19 protein-coding genes and 1 riboswitch are annotated in these 24,351 nt (G+C 51.7%); of the genes, 5 read left to right on the top strand and 14 right to left on the bottom strand.

Annotated features, from left to right (window positions below; all coding sequences use genetic code 11):
- Positions 1-63 precede the first annotated feature (63 nt).
- The 8 genes from BLR08_RS18585 to BLR08_RS18550 form a co-directional block, all read right to left on the bottom strand.
- A complete protein-coding gene (locus BLR08_RS18585; protein WP_072331439.1) occupies positions 64-1,179 on the bottom strand; it encodes a response regulator in 1,116 nt (371 codons plus the stop codon).
- Entirely contained in the window at positions 1,160-2,908 is a 1,749-nt protein-coding gene (locus tag BLR08_RS18580) for a sensor histidine kinase (RefSeq protein ID WP_072331437.1), read from the bottom strand. Before BLR08_RS18580 ends, BLR08_RS18585 begins: the two co-directional genes overlap by 20 nt.
- A 158-nt stretch (positions 2,909-3,066) precedes the next feature.
- A complete protein-coding gene (locus tag BLR08_RS18575) occupies positions 3,067-3,492 on the bottom strand; it encodes an SRPBCC family protein (RefSeq protein ID WP_072331435.1) in 426 nt (141 codons plus the stop codon).
- Positions 3,493-3,563: 71 nt separating this feature from the next.
- Positions 3,564-4,559 carry a sigma-70 family RNA polymerase sigma factor gene (locus tag BLR08_RS18570; RefSeq protein WP_072331433.1) on the bottom strand — a complete coding sequence of 332 codons (996 nt, stop codon included), beginning with the start codon at positions 4,557-4,559 and terminating at the stop codon, positions 3,564-3,566.
- 10 nt (positions 4,560-4,569) lie between these two features.
- Positions 4,570-5,181 (bottom strand): class I SAM-dependent methyltransferase, encoded by a 612-nt coding sequence (locus BLR08_RS18565; protein ID WP_072331431.1) that lies wholly within the window; start codon positions 5,179-5,181, stop codon positions 4,570-4,572.
- Positions 5,182-5,206: 25 nt separating this feature from the next.
- Positions 5,207-5,668, bottom strand: a complete 462-nt coding sequence (locus tag BLR08_RS18560) for a phage tail protein (RefSeq protein ID WP_072331429.1) — start codon at positions 5,666-5,668, stop codon at positions 5,207-5,209.
- Between the two features lie 136 nt (positions 5,669-5,804).
- The gene (locus BLR08_RS18555) at positions 5,805-6,806 is read right to left on the bottom strand and encodes an NADP-dependent oxidoreductase (RefSeq protein WP_072331427.1); all 1,002 of its coding nucleotides are present in this window, start codon (positions 6,804-6,806) and stop codon (positions 5,805-5,807) included.
- A gap of 103 nt (positions 6,807-6,909) precedes the next feature.
- A complete protein-coding gene (locus BLR08_RS18550; protein ID WP_072331425.1) occupies positions 6,910-7,230 on the bottom strand; it encodes an ArsR/SmtB family transcription factor in 321 nt (106 codons plus the stop codon).
- Positions 7,231-7,537: 307 nt separating this feature from the next.
- Between BLR08_RS18550 and BLR08_RS18545 the strand changes: the two genes are divergently transcribed.
- The 5 genes from BLR08_RS18545 to BLR08_RS18525 are packed head-to-tail and all read left to right on the top strand — an operon-like array spanning position 7,538 to position 14,571.
- A complete protein-coding gene (locus BLR08_RS18545) occupies positions 7,538-8,419 on the top strand; it encodes an ABC transporter permease (RefSeq protein WP_072331423.1) in 882 nt (293 codons plus the stop codon).
- 21 nt (positions 8,420-8,440) lie between these two features.
- Positions 8,441-9,322, top strand: coding sequence for a carbohydrate ABC transporter permease (locus BLR08_RS18540; RefSeq protein WP_072331850.1), 882 nt, complete (start codon positions 8,441-8,443; stop codon positions 9,320-9,322).
- 51 nt (positions 9,323-9,373) lie between these two features.
- On the top strand, positions 9,374-10,972 hold the full coding sequence (locus BLR08_RS18535; protein ID WP_072331421.1) for an extracellular solute-binding protein: 1,599 nt from the start codon (positions 9,374-9,376) through the stop codon (positions 10,970-10,972).
- A 26-nt stretch (positions 10,973-10,998) separates the two neighbouring features.
- Positions 10,999-12,138: a glucuronyl esterase domain-containing protein gene (locus tag BLR08_RS18530; RefSeq protein WP_072331419.1), complete on the top strand. Its 1,140-nt coding sequence runs from the start codon at positions 10,999-11,001 to the stop codon at positions 12,136-12,138.
- A 60-nt stretch (positions 12,139-12,198) separates the two neighbouring features.
- The gene (locus BLR08_RS18525; protein WP_072331417.1) at positions 12,199-14,571 is read left to right on the top strand and encodes a helix-turn-helix domain-containing protein; all 2,373 of its coding nucleotides are present in this window, start codon (positions 12,199-12,201) and stop codon (positions 14,569-14,571) included.
- A gap of 215 nt (positions 14,572-14,786) precedes the next feature.
- On the opposite strand, the gene BLR08_RS18520 is transcribed toward BLR08_RS18525, so the two are convergent.
- The 6 genes from BLR08_RS18520 to BLR08_RS18495 all read right to left on the bottom strand — a co-directional run bounded on the left by BLR08_RS18520 (position 14,787) and on the right by BLR08_RS18495 (position 24,208).
- Positions 14,787-15,947 carry a KamA family radical SAM protein gene (locus BLR08_RS18520; RefSeq protein ID WP_072331415.1) on the bottom strand — a complete coding sequence of 387 codons (1,161 nt, stop codon included), beginning with the start codon at positions 15,945-15,947 and terminating at the stop codon, positions 14,787-14,789.
- Positions 15,948-16,270: 323 nt separating this feature from the next.
- Positions 16,271-16,409, bottom strand: a riboswitch (cyclic di-AMP (ydaO/yuaA leader).
- Positions 16,410-16,444: 35 nt separating this feature from the next.
- Positions 16,445-17,410, bottom strand: coding sequence for an ABC transporter substrate-binding protein (locus tag BLR08_RS18515; RefSeq protein ID WP_072331413.1), 966 nt, complete (start codon positions 17,408-17,410; stop codon positions 16,445-16,447).
- A 21-nt stretch (positions 17,411-17,431) separates the two neighbouring features.
- On the bottom strand, positions 17,432-18,487 hold the full coding sequence (locus BLR08_RS18510; protein ID WP_072331411.1) for an NAD(P)/FAD-dependent oxidoreductase: 1,056 nt from the start codon (positions 18,485-18,487) through the stop codon (positions 17,432-17,434).
- A 77-nt stretch (positions 18,488-18,564) separates the two neighbouring features.
- A complete protein-coding gene (locus BLR08_RS18505) occupies positions 18,565-19,848 on the bottom strand; it encodes an NtaA/DmoA family FMN-dependent monooxygenase (protein WP_072331409.1) in 1,284 nt (427 codons plus the stop codon).
- Between the two features lie 123 nt (positions 19,849-19,971).
- Entirely contained in the window at positions 19,972-20,808 is an 837-nt protein-coding gene (locus BLR08_RS18500) for a helix-turn-helix domain-containing protein (RefSeq protein ID WP_072331407.1), read from the bottom strand.
- Between the two features lie 118 nt (positions 20,809-20,926).
- Complete coding sequence (locus BLR08_RS18495; RefSeq protein WP_090586334.1) at positions 20,927-24,208, bottom strand: OmpL47-type beta-barrel domain-containing protein; 3,282 nt, start codon at positions 24,206-24,208, stop codon at positions 20,927-20,929.
- Positions 24,209-24,351 lie beyond the last annotated feature (143 nt).

Below are 24,351 nucleotides of genomic sequence, written 5' to 3'. Positions count from 1 at the left end.
AGCCGGACGGAGGGCCTGAATGTCTGCACCGAGCACGCGGGTCAGCCTCTTCCTCTTCCGATCTTATTTCCATTGTCCATACAGCTGTTGAATACGGAGCGAAGGCTGCAGGCCGAGCTCCTGGTGAAGCAGCCTCGTGTAGCGCTTGTAATAGCTATGCAAAGACTGCCTATCTCCCATAGCTGCGTAGATATGCATCAGAAGAAGACTTGACTCTTCTTCAAACTCATTGCGGGCTACGATTTTTTTCGCAATCTGCGCGGCCTCCCCCCATCGGTTCCCGGCCAGCAGCCAGCTTGCAAGACGTTTGGCAAAGGAAGCGTACATCATCGCCACCCGCTCCCGCTCCAGCGTTGCCCAGCCGAAGGATTTATCCTCGAACAGCTCGCCGGCAAACCGTTTCTCCAGCTCGATAGCCTCCGCTTCCCGTTCAATAGTGAATTCGGCATAGCTCTCCACACCCTGTTCAAGCTGAATAAAGTCGACATCCGCCTGATCCAGATCAAGCCGATATTGCTCATGCGCTGAAATCACCATCTCCTTAAACCCGTGCGGCGACAATGCTTTCCTAAGCTGATAGACTGCGGTATGGAGATACATTTCTGCGTTTTTTTGCGGCATATTCGGGAACAGCTCCTCCAAAATCCGGCTTTTGGCTGCGCTGCGGCCACGATGGACCAGCAAATAAGCGAACAGCTCCATGCTTTTTTTGGAGAGCCACTTCACGGGGCCGGCTTGCTTGCTGCTGGCCTCGAAGCAGCCCAGCCCCCGAATCGTCAGACGATTAGCTGTATGACCGCCGGCATTATCAGAAGCAGCGCTGCGTCTGCCCCTTGCTCTATCGATTGTCTGGGCCAGGCGCATGCCGGAAATGGGCTTCACCATATAATCCAACGGATAAACATCGTAAGCGTGAAGGGCGAAATCGGTATGGGAGGTCGTAAATACGATGTCAAGCTCACCCCGAAGCGAGCGCAAGCTGCGGGCCAGCTCTACCCCGTCATCTGCCGCAATTTTAATATCCAGGAATGCAAGGTCCACCTCTTTACTTTTAACGAAATCAAGCACCTCCGCCGCGTTCCGAAAGCTCCCGACAATCTCTACGCCCTCCATACCCGACAGAAGCCGCTTCATAGCCAGCAGCATAGCAGGCTCGTCATCAACGACAAGAACTTTCATTCCGATGTTCCCCTCTCAAGGTGAAGTGAAACACGCTTCCTTGCCCCGCTTGGCTTTCCGCCCAAAGACGTCCGCCGCTTCGCTGCACAAACTGCCGGCTGACAAGCAGTCCTAGACCCGTGCCCTTCTCTCCCGACGTGCCGGGCAATGATTGAAGCAGCTCCCCCTCAAATAGCCGACGCACCTGCTCCTCTTCCATCCCTACTCCGTTATCACGGACAGATACAACCGCCTTGTCTCCCGATAGCTCGGCATATACTTGGACTAAACCGCCTGCTTCAGTAAATTTGATAGCATTGGATAACAAATTACGTATAATTAATCCGAGCACCTCACGATCGGCATATACATAAGTGCCCGAAGGGATCGTATGTTTCACCATGATCTGCTTGGCCTCACTGTTGATATGCAGCGCATGACAGCATTCCTCCACAACCTGGGACAACTCCAGGAATTGCGGATAGAGCGCCGCATCTGCCCGCTGGCTGCGAAACCATTCTAATAAATTGGTGGCCATGCCGAGCGTATTGCGAATTTGGCCGCCCAGCATGTCAATGATTTCCCGATGCTCCGCCTCAAAACGCTCCTTATCCTCCTCCAGCATTTCAACAAGTTGAAACTGCATCGCGATCGGAGTACGAATATCATGCGATACGATGGTAAACAGCTGATCCTTCAGCTGATTGAGCTGTGCGATCTGCTCCAGATGCCGCTGCTTTTCCGTTATATCGAAGATAAGCGAAATACTGCCCTGTCCCTGCCTCCGAAAGGTATGCAGCGGGTACACATTGACGCTGTACATTCTTCTTTCGCCATCCAGCCAGGCTTCAATCTCTACATTTCCCTGCTGCATCGACTGGCACAGCTGATGCCACTCCGGCCAAGGCTCCAATAGCTCGGCAATTTCCCGGCCGTCGACAGCCCCGTAGCCCAGCTTCGAAAACCATTCGGAAGCTTGCTTGTTGCTATCGATAATTTTTCCTGAAGCCTTCGCAATCAAAATGCTTTCCTGAAGCGTATCAAGCACCATGTTCCTCGCAAAAGGAACAATAGAGAAAAATTTAATCCGCCATGTAATGACCAGCATCAGCATCCCGGTAAACCCGCAAAAAATCGACAGCAAGGACAACCAGGAGGACCATTCGGGCTTGACGAATTTTACAACCTGGATGATAAAGGGAAACGAGGCCAGCAACAGAACCCACATGCCCGGCTTACGCAAATCGCTGCGGATATTCCGCACATACTGAAACAAAAAATAGATCCCCGTAACGACAATGAGATAAGAAACTATGCTTAAGGCGATGGAATAACCGGTTTTCACTCTAATCAAATGGCCGTCTTCAAGCAGTGTCGTACGAAACATCACATGCAGGACGGGGTCGAACCAAAACAGCAAGGACACACATGCAAATGTCACGATCAGCATGGTTTCCCTTCGCGGGCTTAAAGGCTTGTCGCGACCGGTTAAATGCAAGGCGAACAGGAGGACGAAAGGCACCATCAAGTTAAGCGCCGTATCCTGAACATTGCGAAAGATCAGCTTCTCTGTCCACGCATAGCTGTATTTCTCAGAAATAACACCGATGGCATATATAATCCGGCAAACGATCACTCCGATTAAGTACCGGATTCCGCGCTCGTTTCTGAAGCCATATACATAAAATAAAATGATGACCGACATGATCACCGAAGCTATCATAACGACGAGTTCTGTCAGGGGATTCATGAATGTTTTCCTTTACGTTTAGTGCTTTCCCCATTATATAGGTCTGTTCTGACGCATAGCAAGAAGCAGCCTCTTATGCGAGGCTGCTCGGTATGCTGTCTGTCTGTAACGACAAGTAAAAATACGAAAGGCGCCCCATTGGACGCCTCTCATGATTACTACGATTGTTCCGTATACGATTTGAAATTGTCCAAAATGGCTTGCCAGCCCGCCTGTTGAAATTCAACAGGATGCGTGTTTTCGGCGTCGAACATTTCCACAACCTTTGTTTCGTTTCCTTGATTCACGAAAGTGATCTGGACTTGTCTGCCATCTCCCAAGGTATACGCAATCTCCTCATGCTGCTTCACTACGTCGTAAACGCCGGAAAAATCAAAACCCATGCTGCCGTCTTTCGCTTCCATCCTTGTAACAAAGGTGCCGCCAACCCGCAAATCATTCTCCGCTTTTGGCGCATGCCAGTCCTCGGAAGGCTGATTCCACTTCGTGATGTGAACCGGCTCGGTCCAATACGCCCACACTTTTTCTACAGGAGCTTGCACGACTGTTTGAACGGTTACTTTCGTTGGTTGATTGGTTTCCATTTGAAAAACACCTCTCTCATGGTATTGTAAATTTGTTTCTCATATATGTAGACGACAGCGGCTGACGATATTCATCGGTCTATATGCTCGGGAAGCCCAAATCGGGCAAATAATTTTGCGTTAATAAAATTTTGGACGTGGAAAATTTTCTGGTCCTTTACTTCAATGATGTGAATCCCCCAAGGCACCAAGCGGGACCGGTCGCTGCTCGGCATATACTGCGCAAAAGCCGGATAACCGCCATTCGCTGTAATCGGCAGAAACCGCGATCCCTCACAATGGCTGCGTGTCAGCGAAAAAAACTTGAACAAATTTTCTTGGCCGCGCACCCACATGGCGAAAGGAGGCATGGACATATGGCCTTCTTCATGGAACAACGCTACCAGTGCCTGGATATCAAATTGCTCGAACGCTTCAACATACCGTGACAGCAGCTCGCGATCAGGCTCGGCTTCCATCCTGGTGAAGTCGTCCGATTGAAGCTTCGCGCGGTCCATCGTTTCTCTGGCTCTTTGCAGAGCGCTGTTAACCGCGGCAGGCGACATGGCTAAAGCTTCTGCGATTTGTTTGGAGGACCATTCGAATACATCCTTCAAAATAAGAACCGCACGCTGACGAGGCGGCAAGGTTTGCAGGAGTGTAATAAAGGCGAGTTGAAGGGTTTCTTTGCGAATGACCATATCCTCCGGACCCGCAGAGAAGTCAGGGGCAGGCCAGATCCAAGATGAGTCGGGCAATATTTCGCGGGGTTCGACGATGACGGCCGCCGGATCGGATAGGTCAACGGGACGCGTCCGGCGTTTGGCTTGTCTTAGCTTGTCCAGACATAAATTGGATGCAATCCGATAAACCCATGTTTTGAAGGAGGATTCCTGTCTGAACGAATTCCAGCTCTGCCAAACCCGAATAAATGTTTCCTGAACGGCATCGTCTGCGTCGTCGATGGATCCTAGCATTCTGTAGCAGAACGATGTCAGCTCCGGTTTTAAGTTCTCATATAACTGAAGCTCTACTGCTGTTTCGCTCATTGCAGCCTCCTGTAGACGGGCGAAATGCCCATACGCCATCGGCCATCCTTTACCGGCGGCCTTTTTTGGCATCAAGAATAAACATAGACGCATCATGTCCCATAAATAGGTTGCTTCCTGTATAAAAAGTTTGGAACTCTATATCGCTGTATCCAATTTGAACCATCATGTCGGCTAACGCTTCCGGATGAAATCCGTTATGCACCAGATCTGAAACGATGTTTTCATTTTTATTAAAATCCACAATCAATAAATGCCCCTCATCATTAAGAACATCAAATAACCGGGATAAAACCACTTGTACATCCTTAATATGAAGCAGCACCTGAGCCATAAAAATATAGTCGGCGTGTAAATCCGACAGGCTGTCTTGTTCAAAATCAAAGCATAATGTATCGGCATGCTGAATATGAAGGTCATTTATTTTTTGCTTGATCTGATTAATCATGTTCGGTGACGTATCCAGAAAAAGCATGGAATTAAACTCGTTTAACAAGTTCATGCCGACAAGGCCGGTTCCACACCCGAAATCAATCGCATCCTTGCTTGCAGCATCCACTAAATAATGGCGGATGGCGTCCGAGGATAATTTTGCAATCTGGATTCGGTCAGGAGTGTCGTAGGTATGGGCGATCATTTCAAACTTATCCGTATTTCCCATGACTATCTCTCCAATCCGCGCTGCCTTAATATTCTCCTTTGATGACAAAAAACGAGCCGCGAATAGTTCCGGCTAAGGCGGACTTCTGCCTGGCAAACTTAAACTTTCCTTCCAGCTCCTGCGGAACTTCCATTCCCTCCGAAAGCTTAAACCCGACGGCCCGCTTCTTAGGGTCATCAACCGTATACATGACATTGACCCCAAGACCGTCCTCATAAAAGACATAAGCAAACTTAATATTTTCCACTTGAAACCGCGACGTTTCAAGCGGCTTGGCCGCAAACTCAATTTGACGCTCTTTCAAAATTTGATTCACATAGTCAAGGGTTTCCTGACTTTCGCTAGCCGGCACAACCGTAAACTCATGCTTGTATTTGTTCATAAAGTATCGGGCTTCATTGGCGCGCAAACCGGCAAGCGCTTCCGCTACAGGCGAAGACTCTAAACCAACCGTGGACACCTTTTTAAAATCTACGATATAGGACATTTCCATCCCTCTTCTTTCGCATTATTTCCTAACGACAGAAAACCTCACTATGCTACCCAAAAATCAGAGAAGCGCAAACTCTTTATGAGTTCTAAACCTACTTTATCATAATAAAGATCACAAAAAAACTTGCCATTTACTTTATTCGGATGACCACCTTCCCTTTGGCTCCTCCGGCTTCCAGGTATTGAAATGCTTGCCCGGTATCTTCCAAAGGATACACTTTGTCTATAACTGGCTTAATGTGGCCTTCTTCTATATATTCCTTTATAATGTTCAATTGCACACCGCTCGGTTTCATAAACAGGAAATGGTATCTCGTATTGGTCTTTTTCTCGAGAGCTGTGGTTTTATGGCTTATAATGGATAAAATGGTTGTCTTAATCCAGCCCAAGTTGGCTTCTTTTCCAAATCTTGCGTTGGGCATGCCAGAGACGGATACGATTTGCCCGCCCGGCTTCAGGATGCGGAATGATTTTTCCAGAGCCGCGCCTCCTAACGTATCAAAAACAGCGTCATATCCGGTCAGCATGTCTTCGAAATTTTCTTTTTTATAATTAATGATCAGATCGGCCCCCATGGATTTGACCAAATCATAGCCTTTATCGCTTGCTGTGGTGGCAACAAACGCTCCCATCCATTTAGCCAGTTGGATGGCAAAGGTGCCTACGCCGCCCGAACCTGCGTGAATCAAAATTTTCTGGCCTTTTTGCAGCTTTAAAATATCAACAAAAGCCTGGTAAGTCGTAAGTCCAACGAGCGGTATGGATGCCGCTTCCTCGAAGCTTAGATTGCGCGGCTTCAGCGAAATATCGTCCTCATGAACAGCTATAAACTCGGCTAATGTGCCGATTCGGTTTTTGCGGGGTCTCCCGAAAACTTCATCTCCGGGTTTATAAGCATTCACCCGCTCACCAACCTTGACTACCACCCCGGAGAAATCATTTCCCAAAATGAGCGGAAACTTGTAACTCAACAGAAACTTCATTTTCCCTTCCTTAATTTTAAAGTCGATGGGATTTAAGCTGGCTGCATGAATGTCCACCAGCACATCATGTTCTCCGATTTCAGGCATCGGTTGCTCGGTCATAACTAACGGAACCTGTTTCCCGTAACTGTCAATGGTTATCGCCTTCATTATATAAACACCTCTATTATGATTATTGGTTTAAACATATCGACCAATTAGGCAAAATTAGTTTTCTCTACAGTATACCCCTAGAAGATCCCGGGGTAGTCACTCAAGGCCCCATGCACTCGGCTTCCACGGACATAATTAATGATTTGAGCTGCTCCAGCGGTTGGCGGACAGTCAACACATAATAATTTTCTACGCCTTTTTTATCGGATGCAATAAAACCGGATTGTTTCAGCACCTTCAAATGATGAGACACAGCCGGCCTGGACAAATTGATGTGGCCTGCTATCGCATTGACATTCAACCCCGCTTTGTTCTGTGCCAGCAGCATAATAATAGCTTGACGGTTCTCATCGGTCAACACTTCCAATAGAGGGATGCATGCCTTAAATTGTTGCAGAACATCTTCGGTATGCCGGCTCATACGATCCATCCTTTCCGTTCATTGGTTTAATCAGTTAAACATAATTATAACCATCCGCTAAAAAAAAGCAAGCACAGCCGTTCTCCCCTGAAATCAGGCAGCGCCTTTTGGTTTAGAATGCTCACTTTTCCCCAATAAAACCGCCCCATCTTAAGAATGGAATATCGCCAGAAAAAAACGAGATCGCCCAAATGAAGGATTGATGATCCCTTAAAATAATATAAATTTACAACTGTCCTCCCCCTCCTTAGACTTTACGTTAACACACATCAGAGAGGGTGACGCTTTGAGAACTGCAGTTTCTGTCATGATTAAGCACAAGTATATCTATTTAATGCTGCTGCCGGTACTTTTGTATTACTTCTTGTTTCATTACGCTCCCATGGCCGGAGCCATCATCGCTTTCAAAAACTATACCCCCGCACGGGGGATTCTGGAAAGTCCATGGGTAGGCTTAGCTAACTTTAAGGACTTCTTTGAAAGCGTCTACTTATGGAGGCTGATCAGGAATACGTTAACCATCAATTTATACGAGCTGCTGATCGGATTTCCGGCCCCCATCATTCTTGCCCTTCTGCTCAATGAAGTTCGAAGCCGAATATTTAAGCGTTCGGTGCAAACCATAACCTATCTGCCGCATTTCATTTCTGTAGTCGTAGCGGTAGGCATGGTGTTGGACTTCTTCGCGTCGGACGGGATCATTAATTCGCTAGTCACCGGGCTCGGGGGTAAACCGACATCCTACATGACGGAGCCCAATTTGTTTTATTCCATCTTCGTCGGCTCCAACATCTGGCAGCATCTCGGCTGGAAAAGTATTATTTACCTGGCGGCCCTCAGCGCCATCGATCCTTCTTTGTACGAAGCGGCTAACGTGGATGGAGCCGGCCGGTGGGCCAAATTAAAACACATCACCTTGCCGGGTATTATGCCGATTATTGTTATCATGCTGATTCTTCAAATTGGCAGCATGATGAGCGTGGGCTTCGAGAAAGTCATGCTCATGTACAATCCGTCCATTTACGAAACGGCGGACGTTATTTCCACCTTTGTATACCGCAAAGGGCTGCAGGATATGAATTATAGTTACAGTACGGCGGTCGGCCTGTTCAATTCGGCGATTAACTTTACGCTTCTCCTCTTAGCTAACACAATCAGTCGCAAAGTGAGCGAAAACAGTCTATGGTAGGAGGCGACAGTTACAACGATGATGCTGCATAAGGAATCCATTTCCAGCCGGCTTTTTGATGTATTCAACCACTTGCTGCTCGTGCTGTTAGTGGTGGTAACAGTTTACCCCTGCTTGTACGTGTTATTCGCTTCCGTCTCAGACGGCCTTTTGCTGAATGCCGGCAGTAAGCTTCTTTACTGGCCAAGAGGCTTCCAGCTGGAATCCTACAAAAGGGTTTTCAATAACCCCATGCTGTGGGTGGGCTATATGAATACTTTGATTTATGTGGTGCTGGGCACCACCTTGAATTTGTTGCTGACCTGCTTTGCGGCCTACGGCTTATCCCGTACCTATCTGCCGGGCAGAAAGACGTTGATGAAGCTTATCGTGTTCACTATGTTTTTTTCCGGAGGAATGATCCCCTCCTACCTTCTCGTGATGAATCTCGGTATGATCAACACGATTTTCGCCATGATCATCCCCGGTGCGATCAGTACTTGGAATTTGATTATTTTGCGGACTTCTTTTATGGCACTGCCTCCAAGCTTGGAGGAGTCTGCCAAGATCGACGGAGCTAATGATTTTTTCATTTTGTTCCGCATCATTATACCGCTGACCTTACCCGCTTTGTCGGTTATTCTGCTCTACTATGCCGTAGGACATTGGAATTCGTTCTTCGATGCCCTCATCTATCTTAGAAAGAGAGAAATGTTCCCGATCCAGATGGTTTTACGTGAAATTCTAATCCTTAACGACTCCTCCATGCTGGTAGGAGTATCTGATAGCGTTGACCGGATGCAAGAAACCATACCGCTCAAATACGCGACCATCATTGTGTCGTCGCTTCCGGTGCTGTTTCTGTATCCGTTCCTGCAGAAGTACTTTGTGCAAGGTATGATGATCGGCGCGATTAAGGAGTAAAGGCTGCTGCCAGTTAGATGCGACCCAAAAAAAAATATTCAGGAGGTTCATATGAAAAAGAGATTCCATTATCGGTTTACTGCGCGTGCTTTATCGGTGCTAACGGTTCTAAGTCTGACGGCGGCCTGCTCGTCGCCGGCTGCGGAAAACTCTGCGAACGGGAACACGCAGGGAGAGGCGGGACAGAAGCTGACAAGCATCAAGGTTTTTTCGGAATTGGGCAGCTGGGCGTCACAGTCTATCAAAAATTACGGGGAAAATCTCGTATTTCAGGAGATGGAGAAAAAAACCGGAGTGAAGGTAAACTGGGTTCACCCGCCGGCCGGCCAAAGCAAAGAACAATTTAACCTGATGATAGCCTCCAACGATTTGCCGGATGTTATTATGTACGACTGGTTCAGTGCCCCGGGCGGGATAAAAAAATATGTGGATGATGGTGTTATCAGGGATTTAACACCGTATATGAATGAAAAGGCGCCGAATTTCATGAAGCTGATGAATGAAAATCCGGAAGCCAAAAAGCAGAGCATGGATGATTCAAGCAAGTTTTATTGTATGCCGATGCTGCGGCTCACAGATTCGCTCCGGGTTACCGATGGACCTCAAGCACGCATGGATTGGCTGGATAAGCTCAATCTCAAGAAGCCAACGACGATTGATGACTGGTACAACGTCCTGAAGGCACTGAAGGCTCAAAACCCAAGCGGCTGGCCTATGACAGGCCAGAAGTTTGTAGGGACCAACGGAATCGGCAATCTGGTCGGAGCCTGGGGAATATCCTATGATTTCTACATGGACGGCAATACGGTCAAGTATGGTCCTACGAATCCGAAATTCAAGGAAGCTCTTACCTTTATTAACAAGCTGTTTAGCGAAGGGCTGATCGACCCGGATTATATGCTTAATAACAGGGAAAAGCAGGATGCGAAGGTAACGGGCGGGTCATCCGGGGTTTTATTCGGAGTGCAGCCGAGCAATTTCATGCGGACAATGGTCGAATCAGGTCGCGATCCGAACTTCCGCATGGAGGGCATCCCATGGCCGACAGGATCGGCTGGCAAAGCTTATTCGCTGAGCAGTTCATACACTTATGAAGTGACGGCTCCTTGTGCAGCCATATCCAAAACAGCCAAAAACCCGGAGCAAATTGTCGCCTGGCTGGACTATGCCTACGGGCAAGAAGGAAACTTGCTGTTCAACCTGGGCCTTGAGAACATGACTTATGTGATGAAAGACGGAAAGGCTGAAAATACCGATCTTATCAATAAAAACAAAGACGGCTTGTCGTCCTCCGCTGCTTTGGGCAAATATACGATGGGGCTGAACGGCTGGGCGATGGCGCAGGATGTCCAATATCACCGGCAGCTTATGATGCCTTATGGATACCCGGCGGCCGATAACTGGCGCACTGCGGATGTAAGTTTGATTGTGCCCCGCTTGACCTTAACGGCGGAAGAAGCCCAGCAGGCATCGCGCCTTAAAACGGACATCGACACGTATGCCCATGAAATGTTCGATAAGTTTACTTCCGGTAAAGAGCCTCTTGCGAACTATGATAAATTTACTCAACGCCTGAAGGATATGGGGATCGAGCAATTGACAAAAATTTACCAGGATGCTTTTGAGCGTTATCAGATGCGTGGGAAATAAATGAAGAAGAAAGCGAGTGAGCTTGAATGAACGGTTATTTGCCCGACAATCTGATTTTACCGGACCCTCTGATTGGGAATAAGGGGGAGCGGATCGTATCTCCTCAGCAATGGGATGATGAGCGGCGCTCTGAAATCTTGGAACTATTCCGGGAGCATGTCTATGGAAGAGCTCCGGTAGATCGTCCCCGTAATCTGCGGTTTGAAGTGGCGGATCAAAGCCAAGGATGGATGAACGGGATAGCAACAAGGAAAATCATTCATATTAAATTCGACGGCCCCGGAGGGACCGGGGTTATTCCCCTCTATCTGTTTGTTCCTGTCGGCGGCGAAGAGACGGCTCCGGCCTTCCTGCTGATCTGCAACCGGGAAGCGGAAAATATGGACCCGGACCGGAAGGTGCAGAGTCCCTTCTGGCCGGCGGAAGACATCGTGTCGCGGGGGTATGCGGCAGCTGTGTTCCATGTGCAGGATGTGGACCCGGACTTCGATGACGGGTTCCGCAATGGGGTCCACGGCTTATTCGATTCGGCGGAGGCACCGAGGCCGGCCAGCGCTTGGGGCACGATTGGCGCATGGGCCTGGGGTGCGAGCCGGGTCATGGATTATTTCGAAACCGATCCGGATATCGATGAGGCGCGGGTTGCCGTCGTCGGCCATTCCCGCGGGGGCAAAACCGCTCTTTGGTGCGGCGCGCAGGATGAGCGCTTCGCATGCGTGGTGAGCAACGACTCGGGCTGCACCGGGGCCGCTATTACCCGCGGAAAACAAGGCGAAACCGTTGAAGCTATCAATCAGCAGTTCCCCCACTGGTTTTGTGAAAATTATAAGAGCTATAACGGCAGAGAAGCTGATTTGCCGGTGGATCAGCACATGCTGCTCGCCCTGATCGCTCCGCGTCTGCTTTATGTGGCAAGCGCCACAGAAGACATCTGGGCAGATCCGGCCTCGGAGTTCCTGGCTTGTACCCAGGCAAATCCCGTCTATACGCTCCTGGGATCGGCCGGAATCGAAGCGGAGAGTCTTCCGCTGCCGGAAGAACCGGTACACAAGGGCCGGATCGGCTACCATTTGAGAACGGGAAAGCATGACTTAACGCGGTATGATTGGCATTGCTTCATGGATTTCACGGATCTCCACATGAAAGAGATGTTCAGAAGCGTCTGATTTTGATATAGTGTCAGAGAAAAACGTTATTCTTACGCAGGAATAGGAGGGGTGATCAGGGTGGGGATTTGGAAGTTCATGAACCATTTTCAAAAAAGAAAGCTGTTCTTACGTTTTTTTGTATCCTATACCCTTATCCTGATCATTCCTCTCAGTATTATTTCTTTCATCGTTTACGGGAAGCTCTTGAGCACATTGGAGGAGGAAACCGTCAACTCCAATATTACGATCATCAATCAGGCTCGCGACACTATCGATATGAATTTAACGCAGCTGGATCAGATCGCTTTTGAACTGTCGAATAACCCCAATGTCTATGAATTCACGTCCAATCGAGAGATGGACATCGTGGAAGCCAATATCAAGTTGAAGAGCATTATCCGGGAGCTTAATATTACGAGCACGAATGCGATCAAAAGCTTCTCCGATGCCATTGCTATCTATTCTTTGAAAAATGATGTTATCGTCTCCAATGTCACGAAGTATGAACCGGATTTCTTTTACGACACGTTTGTTAGAAATCCGGCCGTCCCTTACTCCGAATGGATTTCTCGGGTGCAGGGCGCCAAGGAACGCCAGTTTTGGCCTTCCGTTCAGGCCATGGGAGCGAACAAGTCGGAAAAAAAGCTCATCATGTATCTGCAACCGCTCACGAAATATGGAATGAGCAATCATGCGACATTGATTTCCTTGCTTCCAGAGGATAAGATGTGGGATTTCTTCGGCAGCGGCGAGATGGACGACCGGAGTTATCGCGCTATTCTCGATAAAAACAATCAGGTAATAACTACCGCACCGGGCTCCATCGAAGCGATTCCAATCCATTATACGGAAATTTTCGATAGCGGGCAGGACCATATATTTTTCACTTACAACGGAAAAAAGTATATTGTAATCCCTACAATCTCCAGCCAATTCGGCTGGAAATATGTAACCATCTTACCGGTGAGCGTCTTGATGGAGAAAATTTCGTATCTCCACGTCTTGTTTTCCGTCGCCCTATTGATCTGTAGTCTGCTGGGAGTAACCTTGGCCTATATTTTTTCGGTTCAGCATTATAAGCCGATCCGCAATACCCTGCAATGGATCATGACGAACAGGAAGGACCGGACACTGAAGCAAAAGGGAGATTACGAAACGATCCTCAGTAATATGCAGGCGATGCATACCGATAATCATATGCTGGAGGGTCAGCTGCACAAGCAGCTTCCCGTGCTGAAGGTTCATTTCCTTCTGAGGCTGCTGAAGAATAATACGATAGACTTTCAGGAAGTCAACGAGCTGCTGGATTTTTACAGCATCCGGTTCCCCTACGAACAATATACGGTCGCCGTGCTGCATATCGAGGATTTCAGCGGTTTTGTACAAAATCATTCGTCTACCGGGAAAAGCCGGGCGCGTTTTGTAGTCTGCAACATCGGCGAGGAAATGATCCACAGTATCGGGGGTGGATTTGCTTTGGAAATTGAGGAAGATAAAGTTGCGCTTCTTATTAATAACGATATGGCCGCGGAGACGTCCGGCACACATCCATTGGACCAGCTGTTGCAATCGCTCAAGGAATTTCTGCACAAAAAATTCAGTATTAGGGTCAGCATCGGGGTAGGGAGCAGCTGCTCCAGCCTGGAGATGATCCATCAATCCTACAATGAAGCCATAATCGCGTTAAATTACGGATCGATTCGGGGAAGAAACTTGGTCTACTATTTTGAACAGACTCGTATAAATCCCAATCATTTCTACTATCCTCCGGAAAAGGAAAACCATCTTATCGTTTGCGTAAAAACAGGCGACCTTTCCTCTGTTCAAAGCTCGCTGGATCATATTTATGAAGTCAATTTCAGGGAGCGAAAGCTTTCTCCGGAGATGGCGAATTGTCTTTTCTATGGCCTTGCGGGTACTTTCTTCCGCATCCTGGAGGAAATTCAGCTGGATTATCGGGATATTGGCACGGGCGATACGGATATGCTTCAGGAAATTAGCCAAAGCAAGGACATCGAGGCGATCTTTCTCGCGATCAGGACTGCGTTGGGCCAGCTTTGCAGCTTAATCCATGAAAAGAAAGCCAAGGGAAACGATCATTTGCGGGATAGCTGCATTCAGTATATTGTCGAGCATCTTTCCGATAAAGAGCTGTCCTTAAATAAAGCCGCAGATTATTTTCATCTCTCTCCACCGTATCTAAGCACTTTTTTTAAACAGCAGACCGGGTACAACTTCTCCGATTACTTGAACCGGCTGCGCATTCAGCGGGCGAAGGAGCTTCTAGCCAGTGAGAATGAACCCATTCAGGAGATTGCGAATCAGGTCGGTTATAACAGTGCCAACACATTTATAAGAATCTTTAAAAAATATGAATCGGTCACGCCGGGCCAATACAAGGAAAGCTGGCGTATCGGTCGGATATCGGACATAGACGGTGAGCAGCAGTAGATAAAAAAGGGGCGGCAACAACACCGCCAATAAAAAGCCTGCTTCTCAAGGAATGCTCAGAAGCAGGCCTATTTTGTCATGGCGGATGGGCGCCGGCCAGCTGGGCTGCAAACCTCAGCTGTACCCGCTCCGATCGCTGACAGCCGCGAAGCGTGAGCGTTAATCTGTATAGGTGCCCCGGTCCTCCCGGACTATTCGTAGAGATTCGCTCCACCTCAGACCCGGACAGGCAGATCCGGAAGCTCGTTCACCGACACGATCTCGTCGCTGCGCTTGACCGGCTTCTCCCAGAACTGTTCGCTGCCCGGCAGATCGTCGAACCAGGCCGCGTCTTCGGGACAATCCAGCATCATAAATTTCCCGTAGTCGCCTTCGCGTGACTGATGGTATTTCAAGTACGCTTTCCCGCGCTCAATCGCGAGGATTTCAATCTTGCCCGACGAATGGCTCATCGACAGCCGCACCCGCTTGCCGAGCCCCGAGGTTCTGGCCTTCGCCTCCTCCACGATCCGGTACACCCGCTCCAGCGGAAGGACAAATTCGCGATTGCCGGCCACCGGCCGATTGATGAAAAAGTAGTAAGGCGTTACACCCGCCCACGACAGCTTATCCAGCAGCTCCCCGAGCACGACGGGATCATCGTTGATGCCCCGAAGCACCGGCGTCTGATTCACGACAATGGCCCCTGCCTGATGCAGCGCCTCGAAGCCTCTCTTCGCTTCAGCCGTGATCTCCCGGGGGTGGTTAATATGAGCCATCACGTAAATGCGCCGTTCGGGGGAGGAGTGTTCCCGGATTGTTTCCAGCAGCTGCTCGTCTTCATAGATGCGCATAGGATTGAATACGGGAATTTTCGAGCCGAGGCGGATGATCTTCACGTGATCGATGCTGCGCAGCTGCTCCAATATACGCCTCAGCTTGGACGTGGCCAGGATCAGGCTGTCCCCACCGGTCAGCAGCACATTATTGATTTCGGGGCGGCTGGCGATATATTCGATCCCGGGGGTCACGTCGGACATCGCTTCCTTCACGTCGTTGCGGAACAACCGCTTCCGGAAGCAGTACCGGCAATAGGCGCCGCAAACCTCCGAGACGATCAGCAGCGCAGTTGTGCCGTATTTGTGCTGGCAGCCCGGCACGGCGTAGTTCGTGTCCTCGTCCGATGCATCCCAGCGTCCGTATTCGGCCAGTTCGCCTTCGTTCGGGATGACGAGTTTTCTAATCGGATCGTGAGGGTCTTTCCAATCTATCAGCTTCAGGTAATAGTCATTGACGCGAAACACGAATTTTTCCGTTATCGCCTTGAGCTTCCTTCTGTCCTGCTCCGGGATATCCTTGATTTTATCAATATCGGTAATGTACTTCGGTTGCGGCATAGATACTCCTCCTTTGGATGACAGATGTATGGAGCAGATTGTGCGGCCTTCCGGGTCCTCCTTTCCGCCTGAAAATCTTGTATATGAACCTCCTGCCCGGCTTCGCATCCCCCGCATTCACGAGGACACTGCAGGCATTCGAGAGCTTCCCCTGTTCGTCTATGTAGGTGAATGCATATAAGCGGACGCAAAAAGACCCGCGTCCACTCCAAGCGTTCGCAACGCGCGCAAACGCTTCTGGCATGGATATGGGTCTTCCCGGCAAATAAAAAAGACCCGGCCTGCGGGTCAATATATGCATAACTATGCACAATAAAAACGCATTGACCCATCTACTGCTGACGAGGTTAGCTGCCGGGCTCGGGAAAGATGGTTCCCTACATGCACGTTCATGATTCGCCCCAAAACATTGGTTCCCCCGCTTTCCCGTTCATCGAACAGGAAATTAAGCGTATTATCATCATACACGTCCACTGGGACGGTGTCAATTTATGGATTCAGGTTTCGAGCTCCATCAGCTTTTCCGCGGCCAAGCGGACTGCAAGGACGCTTGCCGTGTTGAGCGAGTTGTCGAAGAACAGCACATGGCCGCTTTTGACAGCATTCAGCGATTTCCATACATTAAGCGACTCTTTCTCCTTGACCGATGCCTTGGCCATCGCTATATCATGCTGGAATATGATGTAGTCCGGATTCATCTGCGCCAAAGCCTCCAGCGACATCGTCTGGCTGTCCGCCGGGTAGCCCTGCGGAGCCGGCAAGCCGAACCCGTCAGCCTTGTAGTACATGGTGTTCTTCGTACCCGGAGCGAAATAATTCGCCTTGCCGTCGATGCGGAGCATGGCAAAGGTCATTTTCGTGCGGTCTCCAAGCTTGTCCCGGGTCTTCTTGATCATCTCGCGAGTTTCCTGTATGTACGCCTCGGCTTGCTTCTCCTTGCCTATAATTGTGGCGCACAGCATCGTCGTATGGTCCCAGCTGTCGGAGAAGTCAATTTGGATGACGGGCGCGACCTTGACCAGCTTGTCATAGACGGCGTCGATGTGACCCTTGAACGTTATAATGACATCGGGACTGCTCTCCGCGATTTTCTCGAGACTCAATTCACGGCCGCTGCCCAAATCCTGAATAGCGGCTTTCCCCGCATACGGCTGCAGCGTGGCGTAGCTTGTCATAGCCTCCGTCAAGTTGGCGGCGGCGAACGGGGGCTCGTCCAGGGCAAAGAAATAGTCCAGATACACGGGATGCAGCACGGCGATTCGTTCCGGCTTCTTGTTCAACACAATCTCATGGCCGACCGCATCCTTGATCGTTCTGGGCCATGCCTGGGACTCCGCAGAGTTCTTAGGAGTTCCTGATCCTTGGTCTGCAGCCGCTGGCGCAGGGGCAGGGGCGGACGAGCATCCCGCCAAAGTGACAAGCAGCACCACAAGCCCAATGATCCAGCCTGTCCTTCTCATCATGTCCATTCCTCTTTCCCGCTTTTATGGATTGACGTACAGATGCTTCAGCATTTCACGGTTTTTTTGGGCAAACAATTCATTATGGGAGGACACCATCCCATAAGATTTTGCATCCGGCGCGACAACTTGCTTCGCCTTATTGACGGCGTTGGCCGCATCCTGGAACGCTCCGGCGATCAGGTGCAGCTTGCCTTCGTGATGCAGCACATCGCCCGCGGCATACAGGCCGGGCACCGATGTTTCGCTCATCGGAGTGCCGGCAATGCGGTTTTCATGCAAATCGATCTTGAGCTCGCTGTTCGCGAGCAGTTCCTTGTCCCGCTCGTAGCCATGACTGATGATGACCTCATCGACTGCAAGTTTGAACAAGCTCCCGTCCTCGTGACGCTTTAGCAGCACCGTCCCGATGTTGGCATGATCCTCGGTCGCGATCAGCTTCTCGATCGAAGTGTTCAGCAAACATTGGACGCCATTCGCTTTCAGGCGTGAGATATCGGCTTCATGGCCGTCTTTTAACGCATCCTTCCGGTAGGTCAAGTACACCTGCTTGGCAATCGGCGCAAGTTCGTTGGCCCAGTCCACGGCGGAATGACCGCCCCCGGAGATCAGTACGGTTTTCTCTTTAAAGCGGGCGAGCGATTTCACCGTATAGTGCAAATTCGTCACCTCAAATCGTTCCGCTCCCTCGATTTCCAGCTTGATCGGCTTCAAAATGCCTCCCCCGATGGCCAACAGCACGGTTTTGGACCGGTGCGTCTGTCCCGAGACGGTGTGCAAAGTAAAAATCCCTTCCGTATCCCGGGAGATCGAGGTCACCTTCTCTCCAAGCACGACTTCCGGCTCGAACGTCAAGCCTTGCGCGACCATTTGCTCGATCAGCCGTGCGCCTGGAACTGGCGTCAATCCGCCTACGTCCCACACCATTTTTTCCGGATACACATGCACCTTGCCGCCCAGGATGGGCTGAAATTCAATAAGTTTGGTTTTCATCTCACGCAAGCCGCTGTAGAAAGCGGCAAACAACCCGGCTGGACCGCCGCCGACAATCGTGATGTCGAACAATTCCTGATCAGGCATCGTACAATCCCCTCGTTTTCTTTCATATTGGGCAAAACCATTTGGAAGCGCACAGAGCAAAGCGCATCCGGCTTAATTTACGTCATTCTCAGATGCTCGCGTAAGGTCATGCCCGTATACTCCTTCCGGAACAAGCCTTTTTCGGCCAGCATCGGCACCAGTTCAGCGAGGAACAGCTCCAGCGATTGAAAGGAACCGCCCGGCAATGCGATAACGCCATCCATCGCTCCGGCCTCAAACCAGGCGAGCATGTCCCGCATCACGTCCTCGGCCGTTCCTGCCGCGACCCAATGCGCCGACCCGATCACCTCCGGCCGCGACAGCAGCTCTTCCACGGTCGGCTTGTGATTCACAATAAATCTTCTCAGCAGATCCGCATGCGTCCGGCTGCGCACGGGCTGGCCCGCGTCAGGGAGCATATCGGCCGTCACGCGCTGATCAAGCGGCATCTCCTCCAATCGAAGTCCAATAATCGACTCGATGGAAGCGAAGCGGCGCTCCAGGCTAAGATGGGCATGCGCCTCCCGGTACATATCCTGCGCCTCGCTGCGCGTCTCGGCCAGGAAAAAATACAGGCCGGGCAGCACGCGAACCGCGTCCGGCGAACGGCCATGCGCTTGAGCGCGCCTTCGCAAATCTTCGCGCAGCTCTATACCGGAAGCCATGTCCGGCGTCGACGCAAAAATCGCGTCCGCCGCCAGGGCGGCAAAGTTGCGTCCCGCCAGCGAAGCGCCGGCTTGGAACAAAGGCGGCGTGCCCGAGGCATGGGCCGGCAGATTGAGCGGACCTTTGACGCTGAAGTATTTGCCGTTATGGTGAATGGCCGTTATCTCCTTGCCGCAGTCTGCTTGCCCTGCAAACACCTCGTACGGATAGCTCTCCCAGAGCCTCTGCACGACATCGGTAAACTCGATCGCCTTCTCATATCGCTCTTCGGATGCAGGCATCGGCGCATCAGTGAAATTCTCCGCGCCGCCCAGTGACGTCACAATATTCCAACCTGCGCGCCCGTTGCTTAGCCAATGCAAGGACTGCAGCTGCCTGGCGACGACAAACGGCGGATTGAATGAGGTGGACACGGTCGTCACCAGCCCGATACGCTCTGTCTCCCGGGCAATCGAGGTCAGCATAATGGTTGGATCGAGACTCGCGAACCGGCTGGAGTGCCCCCGTCCGTCCGCATGGAGAAACAGCGCGTCCGGCTTAAACACGAAATCCAGCTTCGCCTGCTCCGCCATTTTCGCCAGCTGAACGAATCCGTCGTTCGAAAACATCCCCGCGCCGCCTCCGCTGTCGTTTTTCCCTTTGTTCCAGGTGGCAGTCAAGGATAATCCGATACAAAGCTGTCTGCTCTCTTTCAAATGGGTTCATCCTCCACAAATAAATCGATAATGATTATTATTATCAATTGAATACTGCAATAGTTTAGCAAGAACCTCAACTAATGTGAATACACAAATCCCAAAACTTATATGCACAATTATCTAAAAATGAGGCCGTTCGCCCGTTAAGGTTTGGTTGTAGGCGGAAGGAGACATCCCGAACTTTTTGCGAAAGACCCGGCTGAAGTAAAGCGGATTGGCATAGCCGACACTGGCTGCAATATCGCGGACAGGAAATTTGCCGGTTCTCAGCATTTCGCTCGCTCTTTCCATCCGACAATGAATCGCATAGTCGATCGGCCGATAACCGGTGTACTTATGGAAATAATACGAGAAGCGTTTGGAGCTCATCGCGTGCATAGCGGCCAATTCGTCCAAGGTCAGCGCATCCATGTAATGACCGTGAATATAGGAAACGGCGTCCTCGATCGCTCGCTTGGTCGGCGAACTGCTGCTCTCCCGATGCTGACAACCGGACAACACCTGATGCATGACGCTCAAAAAAATTTGCTTGGCGCGCAGCTTCTCCAGCCCTCCGGCGGCCCGAATGCTCTGATGCAGCAGCTCCAGCCCTTCCAGCACCCCAGGCACAGCTCCGGGCTCCAGCACAAAATGGCGGTCGCAAGGATGATCCCCCCTGCCCGTCTCGGGTTCGCAGAAGCTGTAAAACAGCAAATCGTATTCGAAGTGGGACGCCCCCGTGGCCTGCCACTCCAAGTGTACGTCGGGTCCGGCATGAAAGACCGAGCCCGGCCGCAAATGGTAGACAGCGCCATTCGCGCTTATTCGCCCCTCGCCGCCAAGCGCAAACAAAAAGCCATGCTTGAGCGTCGTGAACTCTCGCAGCGCGCTTTTTGGGGGAATGACGAAACGGTAAACCATTTCTACACCATAAGAACCTTCGGCAAAGGTTCGCGCCAATCGATCGAGATCTATCATTTTCTCTCGCCGTCTCCTTGTCGGGTGAATCTCCGAATCTTTTCTTCCCTCACCAAGTATACAAATAAAAACCGCAGGAGTCATCAGCTCCTACGGCTTTTACCCATAAGCATCCCGGTTACTTCACAACCTTAACGACAATCGTTTCACTCCAAGTCCTGCCTGAGCTGTTTACCAGCTCTGCACGGTACTCATACTGTCCGGGAGCCCGTCCGGTAAGATCGGTAGCTGCCTGCTGCGCCCCCGGGGACGCAGCCTGGAGCGCCTTGGTATCGATCAGCTCTCCGTTCTCGTAGAGACGGTATTCGGAGCCGTTCGTTCCCCACCACATATTCATCGTGACCCGGTAGCTGCCGTCGCCGTCCCAATTATCCTGAGACAGCACCGGCTTGGCCGGCGATGCGTCCGTTACGGTGACCGTGTGCGGCTCGCACGCCGTCGAGCCGCTGTCGTTGATCAGCTCGCACGTATACGTATACGTGCCGTTGACGCGTCCCGTCACAGCAGACTTCGCAGCCTGAGCCGCCGGTGCGGCTTCGGTCAATCTGCTCGTGCCGATCAGCGTTCCATTTTCGTATAACCGGAACTCGGAGCCGTTATTGCCCCACCACATGTTCATGGTGATGATATAGCTGCCGTCGCGCAGCCCGTCCTGACCGTTATCGTCCGAGAGCACCGGCTTCCCGGGAGCGCCCGCCGAGGACGGCTGGGTCACCTTGAAGGCGTAGCTTTTCTCCGCCACGTTGCCTGCCGCATCCGTCACGCGGTATTGGACGGTATGCGTACCAAGGCCAAGCTCCTGGGCAGGGCGGGAAGCCCCGCTGCTGATTTCCTGACCGTCCAGCAGCAGCTTCTGCTCCGCGACGCCGGACCAGGCGTCCGAGCTGACAAGATCGAATCTGACCGTCTCCGTAGACTTCACATCCCCGACCGGCTTGCCTGACTGGGTCAGCGTGACGGAAGGCGGGGTCTTGTCAAGCTTTACCGTCTCCGTCTTCACGGCCTCCTGATTGCCTGCGCTGTCTGCCGAATAGTATTGGATCGTATGCGTCCCCTCCGCTTCAATGGAGAAGGGTGCCGTATACGAGACGGCGGGTTCCCCATTGAGCGAATAGTATGTGCTGACGGGCAGGGACTCTTCTTCTGCCGCTGTCAGCGTAACGGTGACGCTGCGGTTAAACCAGCCGCTTGCGTTCGGCGATTCGGACAAGGAAGCCGTTGTCACCGGAGCTGCTGTATCCGCCTGTGCCGTAAAATCGCTCAAGCCGCGCGGCTTTAGCTGGTACACCCCTTTGAAAATGGAGGCAATCCCTCTCACCGTCACGGTCTGGCCTTCCTGATAAGGGAAGCCCGACTGCTGCAGGCCCGTACGCACGTCTACCCGCACATGGCTGCTAGTCTCCCCCTGCACCGCATCGAATTCGAAGGAGCCCGCCGGCGCCGCGCTGACGATTGGGCCAATCTTGACATTGCTCAGCTCCACCAATTGGCCTTGATTGGAAGCATCGACCGTTGCAGCCTGTACCGGCGCAGGGAGCGGCGCCGTTCCGGTTTTCTCGATCGCAACCGGCTCGATCAGCTCCAGCTCTGTGTTGTACACGGCCAGAGGAGCGGTGATCTTCACGACATCGCCTTGATGAAAGCCGCTCTGGCTTTGAAATACATATATGCCCCCGGTCGCGTCCTGCAAATAAAACGCCTGTCCGCCAAAGGCTCCCGGCTCCGTCGTGACGACGCCTTCCACGGTGACGACCTTGCCTTCCGCCTGGCCGCGGGCTTCGGCCACGGTGATTTTGGCCGGAATCGGCCCTTCTTCATCCGGAAGCGGTTCGGCCGGTACATTCGCAAGCGTAACCGTGCTGGTCAGAAGGTTCGTGCCATTCTGCCGCAGCCTGAGATTGGCCGATCCGCTCGTACCCGGCTTGATGCGGACGGTGAGATCCTTGTAGGCCCGGCCTTGACTGTCCGAGGTTAAGCTGAACGCCGAGCTGTAATTGTAGGAGGTCGGCCATGTGCCGTCGGCGTTCTGAAACAGAGCCACCTGCGTCCCTCCGGTCAAATAAATGCCTGCGCTGAAGCCGGACACCGTAGTATGAGCCGGCAGCCTGTCAACGACGACGCGGAGTTGAAACTCCTGCGCATTGGGCAGCTGGGCCTGATGCACGAAGCTGTAAGTTGCGTTTGTGCCGGTCGCGCCGTATGATCCTGGCTTGAACGTCGCGCGATCCCACCATTTGTAACCTGCCGCCGGTGCCGACCAAGGCTCGGCCTGCGGCTCCGTCGAAGCCTCCGGTGCTTCGAACGGAAGCAGCGCAGTCGGCTGATCGAGCTGCAGACCGTCTACTTGGGCAAGATTCGTGTAGCTTTCCTTCGTAGACAGCCAATTCACGATATTTACGAGCAGTACGGCGTCATCCTGTTCCTTGAAGCCGTCGTACGTTGTTTTCCTGGCTCCCGTCTCCTCACGCAAATATTTCGGCGTCGCATCCTCGACCGGCGAAGAATCGCCGATAAAAGCCGCTTTGCCTTTACCGGCCTTGCTAACAGCCACATACGGTCCCTCGGCAAGGCCTCCGCCGTTGTACACCCCTTGATCGACCGCATTGGGCCAAGCCGCTTGAGTCTGGGGCAGGTACACGATTCCCTTCGCCTTGGTCGGGTCCGTAATCGCAAGCGTCGATCCCGCATGCATGGCTACGCCCGAGACGCCCGCGGTTATGCCGAATGCCTGGCCAGGCGCCACAATTTGATTGGCCGTTATGTCTCCAAGCGCATTGTATCGAAAGCGCACGCCGAACTTGGAGCCGAGCCAGTCGGAGCTGACCACACCCTGCATCGCAGCGGAGCTCGCCTCCTCCGCGCTCATTCCCTTGGCCGGGTTCTCCCATGCGCCCCGGCGGTAGCCGTTGATCGCTTCAGAGCCGTCCCAGCGGTTTTTGTTGCGGTCGGCGTTATAATGATCCCCGATGAAGAAGATCGCGCCGCCCTCCTGCACATACTGCTCCATGGCGGCCTGCTCGCTTTGCTTGAACGGAATGTTCGGCTCGGCGATTACGAAAACATCGTATCTCTTCAAGTCGTCATACGTGAACGGCGCCGCTTTGCGCAGCTCCTTCACATAGTAGCCGTTTGCCGCCAGCGCGTGGCCGAAATCCGAGAAGCCTCCGTCGATAACCCAGTCGGCGGCTCCTGCCGTCTGCGCGTGCGTATTGTCGAAGAGCACCTTCTTGCCGGCATTCTCGTTGACGACCTTGGCTTCGATATAAGGAGCCGGGTCTGCCGGCCCTTCGGCCAGCGCGGCTGGCATCCCTGCCAAGAAGCCCGCCTGCAGCGGCAGCGCCAAGGACAGGGCAAGCACGGACTTCATCCACCTGGTTTGGAGCTTGGCTATAATTCCCATCATATTCCTCCCTAGTAAAATAATGAATAACTCCTCTATTATTCTACCACAGGTTAACGATCTGAAATGATAGGTTTTTGTAAATTTTAGGAGGCATCCGGCAGGCAAACAAAAAGAGCCTCCTCTCCTTTGCATCAGAGAGG

The organism is Paenibacillus sp. cl123, from assembly GCF_900101595.1.
In the GTDB taxonomy this organism is placed as follows: domain Bacteria; phylum Bacillota; class Bacilli; order Paenibacillales; family NBRC-103111; genus Paenibacillus_G.
This window is presented reverse-complemented; position numbering and strand designations above follow the sequence as displayed.

What these genes read in the sequence shown, in the direction of transcription:
- BLR08_RS18585 (WP_072331439.1), bottom strand. Translation starts at nt 1,179, where the DNA reads ATGAAAGTTCTTGTCGTTGATGACGAGCCTGCTATGCTGCTGGCTATG.
- BLR08_RS18580 (WP_072331437.1), bottom strand. Translation starts at nt 2,908, where the DNA reads ATGAATCCCCTGACAGAACTCGTCGTTATGATAGCTTCGGTGATCATG.
- BLR08_RS18575 (WP_072331435.1), bottom strand. Translation starts at nt 3,492, where the DNA reads ATGGAAACCAATCAACCAACGAAAGTAACCGTTCAAACAGTCGTGCAA.
- BLR08_RS18570 (WP_072331433.1), bottom strand. Translation starts at nt 4,559, where the DNA reads ATGGCGTATGGGCATTTCGCCCGTCTACAGGAGGCTGCAATGAGCGAA.
- BLR08_RS18565 (WP_072331431.1), bottom strand. Translation starts at nt 5,181, where the DNA reads ATGGGAAATACGGATAAGTTTGAAATGATCGCCCATACCTACGACACT.
- BLR08_RS18560 (WP_072331429.1), bottom strand. Translation starts at nt 5,668, where the DNA reads ATGTCCTATATCGTAGATTTTAAAAAGGTGTCCACGGTTGGTTTAGAG.
- BLR08_RS18555 (WP_072331427.1), bottom strand. Translation starts at nt 6,806, where the DNA reads ATGAAGGCGATAACCATTGACAGTTACGGGAAACAGGTTCCGTTAGTT.
- BLR08_RS18550 (WP_072331425.1), bottom strand. Translation starts at nt 7,230, where the DNA reads ATGAGCCGGCATACCGAAGATGTTCTGCAACAATTTAAGGCATGCATC.
- BLR08_RS18545 (WP_072331423.1), top strand. Translation starts at nt 7,538, where the DNA reads ATGATTAAGCACAAGTATATCTATTTAATGCTGCTGCCGGTACTTTTG.
- BLR08_RS18540 (WP_072331850.1), top strand. Translation starts at nt 8,441, where the DNA reads ATGCTGCATAAGGAATCCATTTCCAGCCGGCTTTTTGATGTATTCAAC.
- BLR08_RS18535 (WP_072331421.1), top strand. Translation starts at nt 9,374, where the DNA reads ATGAAAAAGAGATTCCATTATCGGTTTACTGCGCGTGCTTTATCGGTG.
- BLR08_RS18530 (WP_072331419.1), top strand. Translation starts at nt 10,999, where the DNA reads ATGAACGGTTATTTGCCCGACAATCTGATTTTACCGGACCCTCTGATT.
- BLR08_RS18520 (WP_072331415.1), bottom strand. Translation starts at nt 15,947, where the DNA reads ATGCCGCAACCGAAGTACATTACCGATATTGATAAAATCAAGGATATC.
- BLR08_RS18515 (WP_072331413.1), bottom strand. Translation starts at nt 17,410, where the DNA reads ATGATGAGAAGGACAGGCTGGATCATTGGGCTTGTGGTGCTGCTTGTC.
- BLR08_RS18510 (WP_072331411.1), bottom strand. Translation starts at nt 18,487, where the DNA reads ATGCCTGATCAGGAATTGTTCGACATCACGATTGTCGGCGGCGGTCCA.
- BLR08_RS18500 (WP_072331407.1), bottom strand. Translation starts at nt 20,808, where the DNA reads ATGATAGATCTCGATCGATTGGCGCGAACCTTTGCCGAAGGTTCTTAT.
- BLR08_RS18495 (WP_090586334.1), bottom strand. Translation starts at nt 24,208, where the DNA reads ATGGGAATTATAGCCAAGCTCCAAACCAGGTGGATGAAGTCCGTGCTT.